Genomic DNA, 15,190 nt, shown 5'->3' with positions numbered 1-15,190 from the left:
CGCCGCACTTCTTGACGACTTGTCGGGAACACCGCTAGCTTCACTTCACCACCTGGAATCGTTAGGAAGTTTTCCTAATTTACTCCCGGCCGGATACCCCCGGACCCCCACAACTCGTCCTTCCAGGAAGGATCCCCGTGAGGCACAACGTCCGCACCGCACTCTCCGCCGCCACCTGCGCCCTCACCGCCGCCGCGGCCACGCTGGGCCTGACCGGCGGCGCGCACGCCGCCGCAGCCACCACCACCGCCACCGCCCTGCCGGCGCACGTCTACGCGCCCTACTTCGAGGCCTGGACCGGGCAGGACCCGGCCGCGCTCGCCAAGCAGTCCGGCGCCAAGTACCTCTCGATGGCCTTCGTCCAGACCGCCTCGGCCGGGTCCTGCACCGTGTACTGGAACGGCAGCACCTCGCAGCCGATCGCCAGCGGCACCTTCGGCTCGTCGATCGCCGCCGTCCAGGCCGCCGGCGGCAACGTCATCCCGTCCTTCGGCGGCTACACCGCGGACACCACCACCACCGACATCGCCGACAGCTGCACCAACGTCGGCTCGATCGCCGCCGCCTACGAGAAGCTCATCACCACCTACAACGTCCCCCGCATCGACCTCGACGTGGAGCAGGACTCGCTGACCAACAAGGCCGGCATCGACCGCCGCAACAAGGCGATCGCCCAGGTCGAGTCGTGGGCCGCGTCCCACGGCCGCACCGTGCAGTTCTCCTACACCCTGCCCACCAACACCGACGGCCCCGACTCCGGCGGCCGCGCGGTGCTCGCCAACGCGGTGGCCAACCACGCCCGGATCGACGTGGTGAACCTCATGACCTTCGACTACTACACCGGCGCCACCATCGAGATGGCCAAGGCCACCGAGACCGCCGCCCAGGGCCTGGAGTCCTACCTCGCCTCGCTCTACCCGTCGAAGAGCGCCGCCCAACTGTGGGCCATGGTCGGCGTGACCGAGATGCAGGGCATCGACGACTACGGCAAGCCCGAGACCTTCACCACCGCCGACGCCACCACCGTCCTCAACTGGGCCCGCAGCAAGGGCATCAACGAGATCTCCCTGTGGGCCCTGCAGCGCGACAACGGCGGCTGCCCGGGCACCAAGGGCTCCGACAGCTGCTCGGGCGTCAGCCAGGGCACCTGGGCCTTCAGCCACGCCTTCGAACCGTTCAGCGGCTGAGTCCCACCCTCACCAACGGCCGGGTCAAGCCTGGTCGCCTCGGGCAGCCGGGCCCGGTCACCTCGGGCGGCGCGGTACGGGGGCGCCGCCCGAGCCGACCCGGTCAGGCCCGGCCGTTGGCGGCCCCGGCACCCGCCCCGGCCCCGGCTCCGGTACGGGCCAGGGCGACCGCGTCGGCGAGGGGGCCGTGCCAGGTCGGGCCGTGTCCCGGGATCAGGGTGTCGGCGGCGAGGGCGGCCAAGGTGTCCAGGGCGGCGGGGACGCGGGCCGGGGCGTGGGCGAAGAAGGGGGACAGGATCTGCGGGCCGGTGCGGCGGGTGGTCGGGTCGGCCGTGGTCAGCGCGTCGCCCGTGGCCACCGCCCCGGCACCGGGCAGGAAGTAGGCGCTGTGGCCGGAGGTGTGACCGTGGCACGGCACCGGCACCGGGCGCCCGGGCAGGTCGAGCGGCCCCGCCGACGGGAACGGCTGCGCGTGCGGGACCGACGGGCGGCGCAGCGCGCCGGCGCCGAGGATCCGCAGCCCCCAGGCCAGCACCTGCGGCCGCCACAGCCGCGCGAGCACGTCGAGCGGGCTCGCCTGCTCCAGGCGGCCGCCGGCGGCGGCGCCGAGCTCGGCGGGGTCAAGGTAGACCGGGATCCCGTACCGCGCGTGCAGGTGGCCGAGCGCCCCCATGTGGTCGACGTGGGCGTGGGTCAGCAGCACCCCGCGGATGTCCTCCGGCCTGCGCCTGATCGCGCGGACCGACGCCTCCAGCTTCGGGATGTCCCCGGGCCAGCCCGCGTCGATCAGGGTGAGGTCGGTGCCCTCGCGCACCAGCACCCAGTTGACGTCCGTCCCCTCGGCGCAGAACACGTCGGACGCCACCTCGCGCACCGGACTCCCTTCTCAGCAGCTGTAGTTGAACGCGGCCGACGCCGTCCGCGACCCCGGGGAGAGCACCACCAGCGTGGCGGTGGCGGACATCGTGCCCTTGCCCTCGAAGGTCCAGCGCAGGGTCACCTGGGTGTGGTGGGTGCCCCGCGGGACGGCCTGGGTGATCGAGTCGGAGACGGTGCCGTCGCTGCGGAGCCAACGGTAGGTGACGGTGCCGGCGCCGCCCTTGGTGTCCACGGTACCGATCACGGTCTGCACGCCGCCGCAGGCCGGGCCCGCCGGGTCGGTCTGCACGGACACTCCGGTCACGGCGAGGGCCGGCGACCACCACTGCCAGCCGAGGTAGCCGAGCACCAGCAGCAGCACCAGCAGCGGGATCAGCCAGACCGACCGCCTGCGCCGCTCCGGCTCGGCCGGCTCGGCGTGCCAGGCCACGGCGGCCGCCTCCGGCACGGTCGTGGTCGGCACCGGCACACCGGGCCCGAACCGGCGGAACTCCGCCGTATTGCCAGGGGTCGGCCAGGCCTCCTCGTCGAGGAAGGTGGCGCTCTCCTCCTGGTCCAGCCCGCTGGTCCGGTTCAGCGGCGGGTCGGGCAGCACCACGGTCTGGTCCAACGCACCGGCGGCGAGCGCGACGGGCGCGACCGGCACGACGGCCGCCGGAGGGGCAGCCGCCGGAGGGACAGCCACCGGAGGGGCGGAGAGGACGACGGTCTGGTCGATCGGCACGGCCACGGGCGGCCCGGAGAGCACCACGGTCTGGTCGACCGGCACTCCTGCCGGCGGCGTGGCCAGGACCACGGTCTGGTCGACGGGCCCGGCGACGGGCGCCGCCGGGAGCTCCACGGTCTGGTCGACGGGCGCGCCGAGGGGCGCCGCCGGGAGCTCGACGGTCTGGTCGAGGGGGGCGTCGGGACGCTTGTCGGGGGTGGACATGGTGATGTTCCTCGATTGACGATCGATCAGCGGGGCGGGTTGCAGACGAAGGCGTAGATCTGCTGGGAAGCCGAGCCTGCGGCAGCGGCGGGGCTGGAAACCACCTGCGCTCCGTAGGCTGTCGGGTTTCCGGAAAAGATGTGGGAGATCAGGACCGAGGCACTGGTCTGGCCCTTGGCCAAGGTGACGGAGAGCGGAACCACGATCCCGTCGGACCAAGTGACCGAGAGTGCCACGGTGCCCGGGGTCCCGTCCGTGGTCACGATGACCTCGCCCGCAGTGCTGTAGTTGCTGGTGCAGCGGTAGTCGCTCGGGTTCTTGGTCGCGGAGTTCAGCGGGATGCTCAACCCCCGCACCTTCACCGGCGGCGGTGGCGGCGGCGTGCTCGCGCTGCTCGACGTGCCGCCGCTCGGCGTGGTGGGGGTCACCGTCGGGGGGCCGCCGGCCGGGGCGGTCGGCGTCGGGCCCGCCTTGGTGGCCGACACCGTGGGCGCGCCCGTGGTGGCCGCCGCGCTCGCCGTTGCCGCGGCGGACGCCGAGGCCGAGGCGGACGCGGATGCCGAGGCGGACGCCGACGCGGTGGCGGACGCGGAGGCCGTTGCCACGGGCGAGGCCGAGCCGCCCGGCGACACCGAGCTCGCCGCCTCCACCACCGGGCCGGCCACCTCGGTGGTGCCGGACGAGTTGCCGCCATCGGCGACCGCGACCCGGGCCATCGCCCCGGCGAGCACCACCACGCCGACGGCACCGGCGACCAGCTTGGCCCGCCGGCTCAGCAGCCGGCGGCCGCCCACGGCGGCACCGGCGGCGGCCGGGCCGAGGACCGTGGTGGCCAGCGAGGTGCCGCCGGCCGCCGGCTCGCCGCCGGAGGGCAGCAGCAGCAACGGCAGCAGCGCCATCAGCGCGGCCAGCGCCGCCCGCCCCTTCTCCTCCCAGTGCGGCCCGTACCCGGCGCGGGCGACCCGCTCCAGCTCCTCGACCAGGTCGTCCGCGCTCTCCGGACGCTGCGCCGCCTCCTTGGCCAGGCCGGAGCGGATCAGCGGGCGGATCGGCTCGGGGGCCTGCTCGTCCGGGATCGGCGCCTCGGTGTGCTGCATCGCCAGTTCCATCAGGGTGGTGCCGTTGTACGGCTTGGCACCGGTCAGGCACTCGAAGAAGGTGGCGGTGGCGGCGTACACGTCCGAGGACGGCGAGGCGGGCTCGCCCGCCCACTGCTCCGGCGCCATGTACACCGGGGTCCCGGCCACCTTGGCGCTCTCGCCGCTGCGCACCGCGATGCCGAAGTCCACCAGCTTGGTCGAGCCGTCCAGCGTGACCAGCACGTTCTCCGGCTTGTAGTCGCGGTGGACCACGCCGGACCGGTGCGCGGCCGCCAGGCCGAGCAGCGAGCCCTTGAGCACCACCAGCGCCGCCTCGGGCCCGGTGGCACCCTCCTGGCGGAGCAGGGCGCGCAGCGAGACGCCTTCGACCAGCTCCATCACGATCGCGGCGCCGTTCGGGCCCTCGACGTACTCGTACAGCGCCGTCACCTGCGGCGAGCGCAGCGCGCCCAGCACCTCCGCCTCGGCGCGCAGCCGGGTGGTGTCCTGCACCGCCCCGTTCAGGTACTTGATGGCGACCTTGGTGCCGGTCTCTTCGTGCCGCGCCAGGACCACGCGGCCGCTGCCGCCCGAGCCGAGCTCGTGTTCGTGCTGGTATCCGGGCAGGATCCAGGGGTCACCGGCCGGGGCCACCCCATCCTCGGTCAGGCCGTTCATGCTCTTCTTGGTCCCTCGTCGTCTACGCCTTAGGCGTGCCGCGTTCCCCTCGCGACACTGCCTGCGACGAGCACCGTAGAGCCTCGGTTCCGCTTGTCAGGCCGTCTTTCGGTCACGATTCGGGTGCTTCGCACACGCCGGGCGGCAAGCTGCGCACACGGACCGTGCACCCCCGCCCCACCAGGCGCACACGAACCGTGCCTGCCCGTACTGCGCCGTGCGTGCCCACCCCCGTACCCGGCGTGTCCGGCCCGGTCACCCGCAGGTAGGCTCCCACGGAACGTGCGCCGCGCCGGCGGCCCGACCTCGACACCAACCCGAGAGACTGTTGATGACCTCCTCCGCTCCGAAGATCGTCGTCGTCGTGCCCACCTACAACGAGCGGGAGAACCTGCCCGTGCTGGCCGGGCTGCTGGCCGAGCTGGAGCTGCCCGAGCTGCACCTGCTCGTGGTCGACGACAACTCTCCGGACGGCACCGGCGAGGTGGCCGACAAGCTGGCCGCCGAGTCCGGCGGCACCATCGGCGTGCTGCACCGCACCGCCAAGGACGGCCTGGGCCGCGCCTACCTGGCCGGCATGGCGCGGGCGCTGGACGAGGGCGCCGAGATCGTGATCCAGATGGACGCGGACCTGTCGCACCCGAGCACCGTGATCCCGGCCATGGTGGAGACGCTGCGGACCACCGACGCCGCCGTGGTGCTCGGCTCGCGCTACGTGCCGGGCGGCTCCACCGCCAGCGAGTGGCCCTGGCACCGCAAGGCGCTGTCGGCCTGGGCGAACCTCTACGTGAACACCATCCTGCGGCTGGGCGTGAAGGACGCCACCGCGGGCTTCAAGGCCTGGCGGGCCGAGACGCTGCGGGCCATCGACCTGCCCTCGGTGCACAGCAACGGCTACTCCTTCCAGGTCGAGATGAACTACCGCGTGGTCAAGCGCGGCATGGTCATCCGCGAGGTGCCGATCCGGTTCGAGGAGCGCGCCGTCGGCGTCTCCAAGATGAGCCTGGGCGTGCAGCTGGAGTCGGCGATGGCGCCGTGGAAGCTGCTGCTCAACCGCTGAGCCGGCCGCCCGGCGCGGGCACCGCGCCGGCTGCGACACCCGGGGTTCGGATACCCCGCGGGGTACACTCGACGGTGTCGCTCAGCGGAGAGAAAGGGTGTCCTCAGATGAAGGTGGACGAGGACGCGGTCGGCGCGGTGCTCAACCGGCTGCGCCGGGCGCAGGGCCAACTGGCCGGCGTGATCGCGATGATCGAGGCCGGGCGCGACTGCAAGGACGTGGTCACCCAGCTCGCGGCCGTCTCGCGGGCGCTGGACCGGGCCGGCTTCAAGATCGTCGCCAGCGGCATGCGCCAGTGCCTGGCCGCCGCGGACGAGGGCGCCCCGCCGATGTCCGAGGCGGAGCTGGAGAAGCTCTTCCTCACCCTGGCCTGAGCCGCAGCCGCGCCGGTACCCGTACCCGCACGCGCACGCGCACGCCGACCTGAACGAGGGCCCGGGCACTGCTGCCCGGGCCCTCGGCCGTTCACTCCCCCAGCAGGTCCAGCCGCCAGTCGTTCGAGGTCATCCAGGTGCCCTTCGGGTACTCGAACACCACCTCGCCCAGCAGCTCGAACCCGGCCCGGCGGCAGATCGCGTTCGACGCCGGGTGGTCCGCCCCGGGGTAGGCGTGCAGGTAGCGGTGGGTGCCTTCGGCGCGCGCCCGGTCCGCCACCGCGCGGGCCGCCGCCACCGCCAGCCCGCGCCCCTGGAACTCGGGCAGCACGCCCCACCCGGTCTCCCAGACGGTGGCCCCGGCCCACTCCCGCGGCCAGTAGCCGATCGACCCGACCGTCTCCCCGGTCTCGACCAGCACCACCCGGAACATGGTCCCCTGCCCCGGCGCACCCATCGCCAGGTAGCGCCGGTGCCGGTCGGCCAACTTCTCGGCCGTCTCCGGGCCGCCCAGGTGCTCGGTCATCTCGGGGCTGTTGGTCCGCTCCAGCAGCCAGTGGTCACCCTCGCCCCAGGGTTCCAGCCGGACCCGCGGCGCACTCTGCTCGCTCATGCCACGACCGTACCCACCCGGTCCGACAGCGCCCGCCTCACCCTCGATCAGATGATCTGACTGTTATGGTGCTTCTGCCCTGATTGTCCTTCAGGTTCCGCTTCGCCCTGGTCGTCCTCAGGATTCGCCCGCAGCCGCCGCCCGGAGGGCTCATGACGTCGCAGCAGATCCTCATCGGCGTCGGCCTGACCGTGGTGCTCGCGGTCGGCTCGCAGCTGCTGGCCGGCCGGCTGCGGATCCCGGCCATCATCGTGCTGCTGCCGGTGGGCTTCGCCGCCGGCGCGATCACCGACGACGTGCACCCGGACAAGCTGCTCGGCCCCGCCTTCGCGCCGCTGGTCTCGCTGGCCGTGGCGGTGATCCTCTACGACGCCGGGCTCGGCCTGGACCTGGGCAAGCTCGCCGGGCACACCCGGCGCACCGTGGTCCGGCTGGTCTGGATCGGCGCCCTGGCCACCGTGCCGATCGCCGCGGCGGCGGCCGCGCCGCTGCTGGGCGTCTCGGCGCAGGCGGCCACCATGCTCGGCACCGTACTGGTGGTCTCCGGGCCCACCGTGGTCGGCCCGCTGCTCGGCTTCGTCCGACCCACCGAGCGGGTGCAGCGGATCCTGCTCTGGGAGGGCTCGCTGATCGACGCGGTCGGCGGGATCCTCGGCGCGCTGGTCTTCCACGCCCTGCTCAGCAACGCCCGCCACGGACTCGGCACCGGGCTGCTGGAGTTCCTGGCCAGCGTGCTGCTCGGGCTGGCGGGCGGCGCGGTGGGGGCAGCACTGCTCTGGCTGCTGCTGGTCAGGCTGGCGCTCGGCGAGGTGCTGGGCACCACCAGCCAGCTGGCGGCGGTGATCGGGGTCGCGGCCGCCTGCGACGTGCTGCGCGACGACACCGGGCTGATCGCGGCGATCGTGATGGGCGTGGCGGTGGCCACCGTACCGGCCTTCGACCTGCCGGCCAGGCGCCCGTTCTTCGAGACCCTGGTCTCGCTGATCGTCGGGGTGCTCTTCGTCTCGATCTCGGCCACGGTGTCCTGGGCGGCGCTGCGGCCGGTGGTGCTGCCGGGACTGGGGCTGGTCGCCGTGCTGGTGCTGGTGGCCCGCCCGCTGGTGGCCGCGCTCTCCACCCTGGGGACCGACCTGACCGGGGGTGAACGGGCCTTCCTGGGCTGGATGGCGCCGCGCGGCATCGTGGCCGCCTCCACCGCCGCGACCTTCTCCGCCGACCTGGCCGCCGGCGGGGTGCGCGGGGCCGAGAAGATCCTGCCGGCCACCTTCCTGGTGATCGTGGCCACCGTGACGCTCTACGGGCTGACCGCGACGCCGGTGGCGGGGCGGCTCGGCGTCCAGCGGCCGGCCCGGTCCCGGCCGCTGCTGGTGGGCGGTGACCCGTGGGTGGTGCAACTGGCGCTGCTGCTGCGCTCGGCCGGGGTCGACGTGCTGATGTGGGCCGGCCGGGCCGCGCACCGCGAGCGGATCGCGGCGGCCGGCCTGGAGCTGGCACCGGGCGAGCTGCTGGCCACCGCCGCCGGGGAGGGCGCGGAGCAGGAGGGCATCACGGCGGTCTACCTGCTGACCCGTCAGGACGACTTCAACGCGCTGGCCGCCTCGGTGCTGCGCGAGGACGCCGAGCTGCCGGTGTACCGGCTGGCCGCCGCGCACCCGGGCGCGCGGGTGGTCGGCGCCGGGCCGCAGGACCAGGTGCTCTTCGACCCGGCGGTGGCCGCCCGGCTGGCCGACGGGGCGGCGCTGAGCACGGCCGAGCGGGTGGCACCGGAGCACCGGCTGCTGTTCACGGTGGACCCGGCGGGCCGACTGCTTCCGGTGACCGAGCGCCGCACGCCGGCCGCCCAGGGCCTGCACATCGTGCTGGCGCCCTAGGCCCGCACATCGTGCTGGCGCCCTAGTCGCCTGCCGCCCCGGTCGCGGTGCGCCGGTCGGCCAGCCGGTGCTTCAGCTGCCGGACCGTCAGCACCGGGTCGAAGCTGCCCGGCCGGGCCCGGGTGATCGGGTAGCAGGCCAGGCCCAGCAGCACCGCGGAGAAGTGCCCCACGCTGGTGAAGTCGCGGGAGGAGATCAGCGCCAGGCCGTAGAACAGGACCACCCCGGCGACGTACAGGTACCGCCACGGTCTGACGATCAGGTAGGTGAGCACCGCCTCCACCCCCGCCAGCGCGTAGCTGACCCCGTAGTCCAGCGTGAACCGGGCCCGCTCGGGCGCGTACCCGTGCTGGATCGCCCAGTAGAGCACGCCCTCGCTGAGGTAGGTCGCCCCGACGTGCGCGACCGCCACCACGGCCAGCCACCGCGCCGTCCCCAGCCAGCGTTCGGCCGGCACGTGGAAGATGTTGTAGAACACGAAGTAGAACCACCAGCCGCCGCCGGCGATCCAGAACGCGCTGCTGATCAGCACCCGCACCGGCGACTTGGACAGCTCGTGCAGGTTGGTCGAGCGCCGGCGCAGCAGGTGGTTGGCGAACTCCGGCGACACGTGGTGGATGATCTGGGTGGTCAGCAGCAGCACCGCCAGCCAGACGTAGGTGCCCGGCGCCCTGCCGACGTACCGGGCGCAGGCCCGGCCGGCCCGCTTCACCCACGGCCAGAACCCCGCCCGCGGACGCCGACCGCTGACCCCGTCCATCCAGCCCTCCCTCGTCGGCGCGGCTGAGCTGAACGCTACGGCGCCCGTTGACCGGTGGCCAGCGCTGACGGCTCAAGGGGTGACGATCGCGAAGTCCGGGTCGGGCTGGTCCAGGTAGCCGCCGAAGTCGACCAGCGCCTCGGCGTCCCCGGTCAGCCGGACCCGGCCCGCGGCGATCTCGTCCAGGAAGGTGGTGGCCCGTCCGAGGACGGCGTCGAGCGTGGTGCGGGCCAGGGCGAGGGTGGCGTGCGGCTGCTCGCCGCGCGGGGCGTCGCCCGCCATCGGGGTGAGCGCGCCGTTGGACAGCAGCAGCGTCCAGACCTCCCCGGTGTCGGTGAACTCCCAGCGCAGCACCAGTCGGCGGGCGGCGGCGCGCGGCCCGTTGAGCCGCACCGCCATGGACTGGAAGACCTGTTCGGCGGTGAGCGCGGCCAGGATGTCGGGGGCGTCGCGGGTGGGCGTGCCGATCACGCCGCCGCGCAGCTCGGCCGCGCCCATCAGGTAGAAGTTGCGCCACGGACCGGACTCGCTGCCCCGGCCGAGCAGCTCGAAGGTGCGGGCCTGCAGCTCGCGGGCGTCGGCGTGGCCCGGTTCGGCGAAGAGCACGTGGCCCAGCACCTCGGCCACCCAGCGCAGGTCACCGGCCGCGAAGCTGGCCCGGGCCCTGGCCACCACCGCGTCCGCACCGCCCATGAAGTCGACGTACCGGACGGCCTGCTCGACCGGCGGGTGCTGCCACAGGTGGGCCGGGTTGGCGTCGAACCACCCCATGTACCGCTGGTAGACGGCCTTGGCGTTGTGGCTCAGGGTCCCGTAGTAGCCCTTGGCGTGCCAGGCCCGCTCCAGCGCGGGCGGGAACGCCAGCTGCTCGGCGATCTCGGCGCCGGTCAGGCCCGCGTTGATCATCCGCACCGACTGGTCGTGCAGGTAGGCGTAGGCGTCGCGCTGCTCCTCCAGGAAGGCGACGGCCCGCTCGGCGCCCCAGGTGGGCCAGTGGTGGGAGGCGAAGACCACGTCGAAGCCGCCGTCGAACAGCCGCAGCGTCTCGGTCAGGTAGCGCGCCCACTGGCTGGGGTCGCGGACCAGGGCGCCGCGCAGGGTCAGCACGTTGTGCAGGGTGTGGCAGGCGTTCTCGGCCACGCAGAGCACCCGCAGCCCGGGGAAGTGGATGTTCATCTCGGCCGGCGCCTCGGTGCCCGGGGTGAGCTGGAAGACCATCCGCACCCCGTCCACCGTGAACGCCTGCCCGGTGGCGGTGATGTCGACGGTGGGCGCGACCAGGCCGACCGTGCCGAGCGAGGTGCCCTGGCCGAGCCCGCAGCCGATCTGGCCCAGCGGTCCCTTGGGCAGCGCCGCGCCGTACATGTAGGCGGCGCGCCGGGCCATCGCCGGGCCGGTCATCACGTTCTCGCCGGCCGCGTGCTCCAGGAAGCCGGCGGGGGCGAGCACCGGGACCGGGCCCGCGGCCTCGTCCAGCACGCCGCGCACGCCGCCGAAGTGGTCCACGTGGCAGTGCGTGTAGACCACCGCGGTCACCGGGCGCGGGCCGCGGTGCGCGCGGTAGAGCGCCAGCGCCGCGGCGGCCACCTCGGTGCTGATCAGCGGGTCGATCACCACCACCCCGCGCTCGCCCTCGACGAAGGTGATGTTCGACAGGTCCAGGCCGCGCACCTGGTAGAGGCCGGGCACCACCTCGTACAGGCCCTGCCGGGCGGTGAGCCGGCTCTGCCGCCAGAGCGAGGGGTGCGCGGTGGGCGGGCACTCCTCGTCCAGGAAGGCGTAGGCGTCGTTGTCCCACACCACCCGGCCCGCGGCGTCGCGCACCACGCACGGGTCGAGCCGGGCGATCAGGCCGCGGTCGGCATCGGCGAAGTCCTGCTGGTCGGGGTCCGGCACGGTCTGGTCCGTCACCGTCTGGTCCGTCACCGTCTGGTCCGTCACCGTCTGGTCGGGCACGGTCTGGTCTGCCACGGGGCACGTCCTGTTCTGGGTTCCGCTCCGGCTGTCCTCGGGTTCCTGCTCGGGCCACTATTGCAGTCTGACTGCAATAGAGGTCAAGATGGCGCCCACCCGACCCGAGGAGCCGTCGATGAACCAGTCGCCCGTCGAGCAGCAGGCGGCCACGCCGTGGGCCGGGCTGCGGGAACGCCTCGGACTCGCCCTGCTGCTGGACGCGGCGCTGCCGCCGGCGGCGTTCCTGGTCGGGCTCGCCGCCGGCCGGATCGGGACGGGCGCCTCGGCCGCCGCGGCGGTCGCGGTGCTGCTGGCCGCGGTGCGACTGGTGCGCCGCGAGCCGGTGCGACCGGTGCTGGTCGCGCTGGCGGCCGTGCTGCTGGCGGCGCTGCTGGTGCACCGCAGTGGGCGGGCGGTCGACTTCTTCCTGCCCGACCTCGGGGTCAACGCCGTGCTGGCGCTCTGGTTCGCGGTCTCGCTGGCCCTGCGCCGGCCGGCCACCGCCACGGTGCTGCGACTCCTCGGGGTGCGCCGCGTCCCGCCGGGACAGTGGGCCAACACGGCCGTCTGGCTGGCCTTCTGGTGCCTGCACCTGGTGGTCGGGGTGCCGCTCTACCTGGCCGGGCTGGCCTTCTGGCTCGGCGTGGTGCGGATCGCCGCCGGGCCGCTGCTCTGGCTCCCGGTGGCGTGGCTCGGCCTGCGCGCGGCGCGGCGCGCGGGGGCCGAAGCCGGGACCGGGGCCGGGGCCGGGGCCGGGGCCGGGGCCGCCTGAGCCCGGGTCAGGCGAGCAGCGCCGTCAGGGTGCGGGCCAGCGCCGCGCCGGCCTGCGCGACCGTCAGGTCGCGCCGCTCCCGCAGGTGGTTCCAGGCCGCCCAGGAGGAGGCGCCGTCCAGGGCGGCCAACAGCTCGGCCCGCTGCTCCCCCGCCGCTTCCAACTCGGGGGCGAAGGTGCGGGCCAGGTCCGCGCCGAACCAGTCGTCCCCGGCCCGCATCACCTCGCGCAGCCCGGCCGAGTCGACCTCGAGCGCCAGGCCGTACACCCGGATCGGGGTCATCAGCTCGTACATCCGGGCCCGCTGGTCGAGCAGGGCGGCCACCTTGCGCCCGGTCTCCAGGGTCGGCGGCACCGGCTCGGCCAGCGCCCGCCAGCGCTCCGCCTGGCGGCGCGCGGCGGCGACGTAGAGCGCCTCCCGGTCCGCGAAGTGCACGAACACGGTCCGCTGCGAGACCCCGGCGCGCTCCGCGATCGCCTTGCCGGTCGGCACCCCGCGCCCCTCGGCCAGCAGCTCCAGGAGCGCGTCCACCAGCACCGCGTACGTCCACTGCGGATCCCTGCGCCGGCGTGTCGGCTTCGCCTCCTCAGCGGTGTTCATGCGCCCATGCTCCCACTCGTCCGTCGAACCGGGTCCGGGCGGGCCGGTCAGGGTGCATCATGTCGGTCATGACGCAGACCGCGAGCAGCCAACCCCAGGCCCCGGCCGCCGAATGCGCGTCCTGGGAGCACTACGGGAACGGCCACTACCGCCCGAAGCGCGGCTTCACCGGCGCCGAGATCCTGGTCTTCGAGGCCTGCGGGCTGCTGGCCGCCCCGGGCACCGGTTGCCCGGTCTGCGGCGGGAGCGGGGTGGTCTACCGGTCGACCACGCTCAGCGACGGACAGGCGGTGGCCGAGCCCGGCCGCTGCACCGCCTGCCCCCCGGCCGGGCGCGGCATCGACTGGCAGCGGATCACCGGTTGAGCTCCGCCTGCCGGGCCCGCCAGGCGAGCGAGTCGCGGATCCCGTCGGCCAGGGTCAGCACGGGCTCCCAGTCGAGCAGCCGGCGGGCCTTGTCGATCAACGGGTAGCAGCCGGCCACGTCGCCGGGGCGGGCCGCACCCTCGCGCAGCGGCAGCGGCTCGCCCAGCACCTGCTCGAAGGCGCGGTGCAGCTCGCGCACCGTGGTGCCGGTGCCGGTGCCGATGTTGACCGCCTCGAAGCCGCCGCGACCGGCCGGCAGCACCTGCGCGAACCGGCGCAGCGCCGCCACGTGGGCCAGCGCCAGGTCCCAGACGTGCACGTAGTCGCGGATCCCGCTGCCGTCCGGGGTCGGCCAGCCGCCGCCGGTGAGCTCGAAGGCGCGGCCCTGCTCGTGCGCCTGGATCAGCCGGCCCAGCGCGTGGGTCGGGGCCGGGTTGCGCAGCCCGGTGCGCAGCTCCGGGTCGGCGCCGATCGGGTTGAAGTAGCGCAGCGCGATCACCCGCAGCGCGGTCGCGGCCGCGGTGTCCTGCAGCAGTTGCTCGGCCACCAGCTTGGTGCGCGCGTACGGGCTGGACGGCGCGGTGGGCGACTCCTCGTCCACCACCAGGGTGCCGTCGGTCGGCGGGGCGTAGAGCGCGGCGGACGAGCTGAAGACCAGCCGCTCGCACCCGTGGCGCAGCAGGTGCTCGACCAGCTCCACCGTCTTGGCCACGTTGACCCGGTAGTAGCGCAGCGGGTCGGCCACCGACTCCGGCACCACGATCAGCGCGGCGCAGTGCACCGCGGCCCCGATCTCGGGGTGCTCGGCGAAGATCCGGTCCAGCAGCGCGCCGTCGGCGATGTCGCCCCGGTAGAAGATCCGGCCCTCGGTGAACTCGGCCGCCCCGGTGTGCAGGTCGTCCAGCAGGACCGGGGTGATGCCGTGCTCCAGGCAGGCAGTGGCCACGGTGCTGCCGATGAAACCTGCTCCGCCGGTGATCAGGACCTTCAAGGTGGGCTCCTTCGCTCACAGTGACTCGCCGTCAGGTCAACATAATCAAACAGACCTAAACATTAGTCAACGAGGGGCCGGCGCGAAGTAGGCCGTGACCGCTCCGCCGGGGGCCACCCGCTGGAACCAGACCACCCGACGGGTCCCGCCGATGTACGCGGGCGCGCTCACCCACAGGTCGGCCCGGGGCGCGGCCTCGTTGCCGGGGAGGGTCGCGGCGTCCACCGCGTCCGCGGCGATCGTGCGCAGCAGCGCCAGCGCGGTCCGCTCCGCCGCCGCGGGCACCAGCGCCAGCCCGGTCAGCGCCTGCCACAGCTCGACCGAGACGTACGCGATCGGCGCGCCGCCCAACGCCACGTGCGGCCACTGATCGGAACAGCGCAGCACCGGTCCGGCGGCGGCGACGGGTCTGCCCGATGGATCGAGGTCCATGCGGTGCACGCTAGCGCTCCCGGGGGTGCGGGGCTCGGCGGTTGCCCGTTCTGCGGACCCGGCATGCACGGACCGTCACCGCCCGCAGACCGTCACCTCACGCACCGTCGCCGCGTTGGACTCCACGGCCACCCGCCCGGGCGGCCCCGAGCTCCGCGGGAGGCCACGATCACCGCTCCGCGCAACCCCGCACCGCGCCCGGCCTGCCCCTCCCTCGGTCGGGCGCTGGCCGGCATCCTGCTGCTGCTCCTGCTGGAGGCCGTCGCGCTGGCCACCGCCCCCGCCCGGCACCGCCCGCTGCTCGGTGGCGCCCTGCTCGGCGCGGGCACGGCGGCCTGCGTGGTGGCAGCGGCGCTGGCCCACGGCGGGCGGGCCCGGCGGCAGCCGCCGGCGGCCGGCGACTGGTTCAGCACCGAGGCGCTGGAGGGCTTCCCGATGGACGCCGTCCGCCCGCTGCTGCACCGCCCGGCGGCGCCCAGCCTGAACCGCCTCTACACCGCCTGGATCCTGGCCCGCCGCGGCCACGACGCCCAGTGGCTCGCCACCCACCTCGAACTCCCCGCCGAAACGGCGACCCTGCTCACCAGCGCGGCGCTGCGCCGCTGACCGCGATCCCGACGGCACCGACCGGCGCGGCACCGACC

General features: G+C 74.3%; 15 protein-coding genes and 1 pseudogene. 7 read left to right on the top strand and 9 right to left on the bottom strand.

All coding sequences use genetic code 11. The features are described from left to right. Positions 1-131: 131 nt before the first annotated feature. Positions 132-1,184 (top strand): annotated as a pseudogene (locus ACFW1A_RS27800) (chitinase); the annotation flags it as partial. Between the two features lie 106 nt (positions 1,185-1,290). On the opposite strand, the gene ACFW1A_RS27795 reads toward ACFW1A_RS27800, so the two are convergent. The 3 genes from ACFW1A_RS27795 to ACFW1A_RS27785 are packed head-to-tail and all read right to left on the bottom strand — an operon-like array spanning position 1,291 to position 4,754. Next, positions 1,291-2,061 carry an MBL fold metallo-hydrolase gene (locus ACFW1A_RS27795; RefSeq protein WP_380413246.1) on the bottom strand — a complete coding sequence of 257 codons (771 nt, stop codon included), beginning with the start codon at positions 2,059-2,061 and terminating at the stop codon, positions 1,291-1,293. 12 nt (positions 2,062-2,073) lie between these two features. Then, positions 2,074-2,997, bottom strand: coding sequence for a hypothetical protein (locus tag ACFW1A_RS27790; RefSeq protein ID WP_380413244.1), 924 nt, complete (start codon positions 2,995-2,997; stop codon positions 2,074-2,076). Between the two features lie 26 nt (positions 2,998-3,023). After that, positions 3,024-4,754, bottom strand: a complete 1,731-nt coding sequence (locus ACFW1A_RS27785) for a serine/threonine-protein kinase (RefSeq protein WP_380413241.1) — start codon at positions 4,752-4,754, stop codon at positions 3,024-3,026. Between the two features lie 331 nt (positions 4,755-5,085). On the opposite strand from ACFW1A_RS27785, the gene ACFW1A_RS27780 reads away from it, so the two are divergent. Then, positions 5,086-5,814 carry a polyprenol monophosphomannose synthase gene (locus ACFW1A_RS27780; protein ID WP_380413239.1) on the top strand — a complete coding sequence of 243 codons (729 nt, stop codon included), beginning with the start codon at positions 5,086-5,088 and terminating at the stop codon, positions 5,812-5,814. Positions 5,815-5,921: 107 nt separating this feature from the next. Then, positions 5,922-6,188 (top strand): metal-sensitive transcriptional regulator, encoded by a 267-nt coding sequence (locus tag ACFW1A_RS27775; RefSeq protein ID WP_110670898.1) that lies wholly within the window; start codon positions 5,922-5,924, stop codon positions 6,186-6,188. Between the two features lie 91 nt (positions 6,189-6,279). Here the strand turns inward: ACFW1A_RS27775 and ACFW1A_RS27770 are convergent, their stop codons facing one another. Continuing rightward, positions 6,280-6,801 (bottom strand): GNAT family N-acetyltransferase, encoded by a 522-nt coding sequence (locus tag ACFW1A_RS27770; RefSeq protein ID WP_380413235.1) that lies wholly within the window; start codon positions 6,799-6,801, stop codon positions 6,280-6,282. 152 nt (positions 6,802-6,953) lie between these two features. Between ACFW1A_RS27770 and ACFW1A_RS27765 the strand changes: the two genes are divergently transcribed. Continuing rightward, positions 6,954-8,672 carry a cation:proton antiporter gene (locus ACFW1A_RS27765; protein WP_380413233.1) on the top strand — a complete coding sequence of 573 codons (1,719 nt, stop codon included), beginning with the start codon at positions 6,954-6,956 and terminating at the stop codon, positions 8,670-8,672. 22 nt (positions 8,673-8,694) lie between these two features. Here ACFW1A_RS27765 and ACFW1A_RS27760 read toward each other — a convergent pair whose 3' ends face one another. Then, positions 8,695-9,432 (bottom strand): rhomboid-like protein, encoded by a 738-nt coding sequence (locus ACFW1A_RS27760; RefSeq protein ID WP_380413230.1) that lies wholly within the window; start codon positions 9,430-9,432, stop codon positions 8,695-8,697. A gap of 72 nt (positions 9,433-9,504) precedes the next feature. Beyond that, positions 9,505-11,373 carry an alkyl/aryl-sulfatase gene (locus ACFW1A_RS27755; protein ID WP_380413248.1) on the bottom strand — a complete coding sequence of 623 codons (1,869 nt, stop codon included), beginning with the start codon at positions 11,371-11,373 and terminating at the stop codon, positions 9,505-9,507. Positions 11,374-11,521: 148 nt separating this feature from the next. Between ACFW1A_RS27755 and ACFW1A_RS27750 the strand changes: the two genes are divergently transcribed. Further along, entirely contained in the window at positions 11,522-12,157 is a 636-nt protein-coding gene (locus ACFW1A_RS27750) for a DUF3159 domain-containing protein (protein WP_380413228.1), read from the top strand. Positions 12,158-12,164: 7 nt separating this feature from the next. On the opposite strand, the gene ACFW1A_RS27745 is transcribed toward ACFW1A_RS27750, so the two are convergent. Further along, complete coding sequence (locus ACFW1A_RS27745) at positions 12,165-12,758, bottom strand: TetR/AcrR family transcriptional regulator (RefSeq protein WP_380413226.1); 594 nt, start codon at positions 12,756-12,758, stop codon at positions 12,165-12,167. Between the two features lie 68 nt (positions 12,759-12,826). Between ACFW1A_RS27745 and ACFW1A_RS27740 the strand changes: the two genes are divergently transcribed. Continuing rightward, entirely contained in the window at positions 12,827-13,123 is a 297-nt protein-coding gene (locus tag ACFW1A_RS27740) for a hypothetical protein (RefSeq protein WP_380413223.1), read from the top strand. Here the strand turns inward: ACFW1A_RS27740 and galE are convergent. Both galE and ACFW1A_RS27730 read right to left on the bottom strand, forming a co-directional pair. Continuing rightward, positions 13,113-14,114, bottom strand: a complete 1,002-nt coding sequence (gene galE, locus ACFW1A_RS27735; RefSeq protein WP_380413221.1) for a UDP-glucose 4-epimerase GalE — start codon at positions 14,112-14,114, stop codon at positions 13,113-13,115. The two genes, ACFW1A_RS27740 and galE, sit on opposite strands and share 11 nt — an antisense overlap. Positions 14,115-14,180: 66 nt before the next feature. After that, entirely contained in the window at positions 14,181-14,546 is a 366-nt protein-coding gene (locus ACFW1A_RS27730) for a hypothetical protein (RefSeq protein WP_380413219.1), read from the bottom strand. A gap of 63 nt (positions 14,547-14,609) precedes the next feature. Between ACFW1A_RS27730 and ACFW1A_RS27725 the strand changes: the two genes are divergently transcribed. Further along, entirely contained in the window at positions 14,610-15,152 is a 543-nt protein-coding gene (locus ACFW1A_RS27725) for a hypothetical protein (RefSeq protein WP_380413217.1), read from the top strand. Positions 15,153-15,190 lie beyond the last annotated feature (38 nt).

Source organism: Kitasatospora sp. NPDC058965 (genome assembly GCF_042741245.1).
In the GTDB taxonomy this organism is placed as follows: Bacteria; Actinomycetota; Actinomycetes; order Streptomycetales; family Streptomycetaceae; genus Kitasatospora.
This window is presented reverse-complemented; position numbering and strand designations above follow the sequence as displayed.

What these genes read in the sequence shown, in the direction of transcription:
- ACFW1A_RS27790 (WP_380413244.1), bottom strand. Translation starts at nt 2,997, where the DNA reads ATGTCCACCCCCGACAAGCGTCCCGACGCCCCCCTCGACCAGACCGTC.
- ACFW1A_RS27785 (WP_380413241.1), bottom strand. Translation starts at nt 4,754, where the DNA reads ATGAACGGCCTGACCGAGGATGGGGTGGCCCCGGCCGGTGACCCCTGG.
- ACFW1A_RS27780 (WP_380413239.1), top strand. Translation starts at nt 5,086, where the DNA reads ATGACCTCCTCCGCTCCGAAGATCGTCGTCGTCGTGCCCACCTACAAC.
- ACFW1A_RS27775 (WP_110670898.1), top strand. Translation starts at nt 5,922, where the DNA reads ATGAAGGTGGACGAGGACGCGGTCGGCGCGGTGCTCAACCGGCTGCGC.
- ACFW1A_RS27770 (WP_380413235.1), bottom strand. Translation starts at nt 6,801, where the DNA reads ATGAGCGAGCAGAGTGCGCCGCGGGTCCGGCTGGAACCCTGGGGCGAG.
- ACFW1A_RS27765 (WP_380413233.1), top strand. Translation starts at nt 6,954, where the DNA reads ATGACGTCGCAGCAGATCCTCATCGGCGTCGGCCTGACCGTGGTGCTC.
- ACFW1A_RS27760 (WP_380413230.1), bottom strand. Translation starts at nt 9,432, where the DNA reads ATGGACGGGGTCAGCGGTCGGCGTCCGCGGGCGGGGTTCTGGCCGTGG.
- ACFW1A_RS27750 (WP_380413228.1), top strand. Translation starts at nt 11,522, where the DNA reads ATGAACCAGTCGCCCGTCGAGCAGCAGGCGGCCACGCCGTGGGCCGGG.
- ACFW1A_RS27745 (WP_380413226.1), bottom strand. Translation starts at nt 12,758, where the DNA reads ATGAACACCGCTGAGGAGGCGAAGCCGACACGCCGGCGCAGGGATCCG.
- ACFW1A_RS27740 (WP_380413223.1), top strand. Translation starts at nt 12,827, where the DNA reads ATGACGCAGACCGCGAGCAGCCAACCCCAGGCCCCGGCCGCCGAATGC.
- ACFW1A_RS27730 (WP_380413219.1), bottom strand. Translation starts at nt 14,546, where the DNA reads ATGGACCTCGATCCATCGGGCAGACCCGTCGCCGCCGCCGGACCGGTG.
- ACFW1A_RS27725 (WP_380413217.1), top strand. Translation starts at nt 14,610, where the DNA reads ATGCACGGACCGTCACCGCCCGCAGACCGTCACCTCACGCACCGTCGC.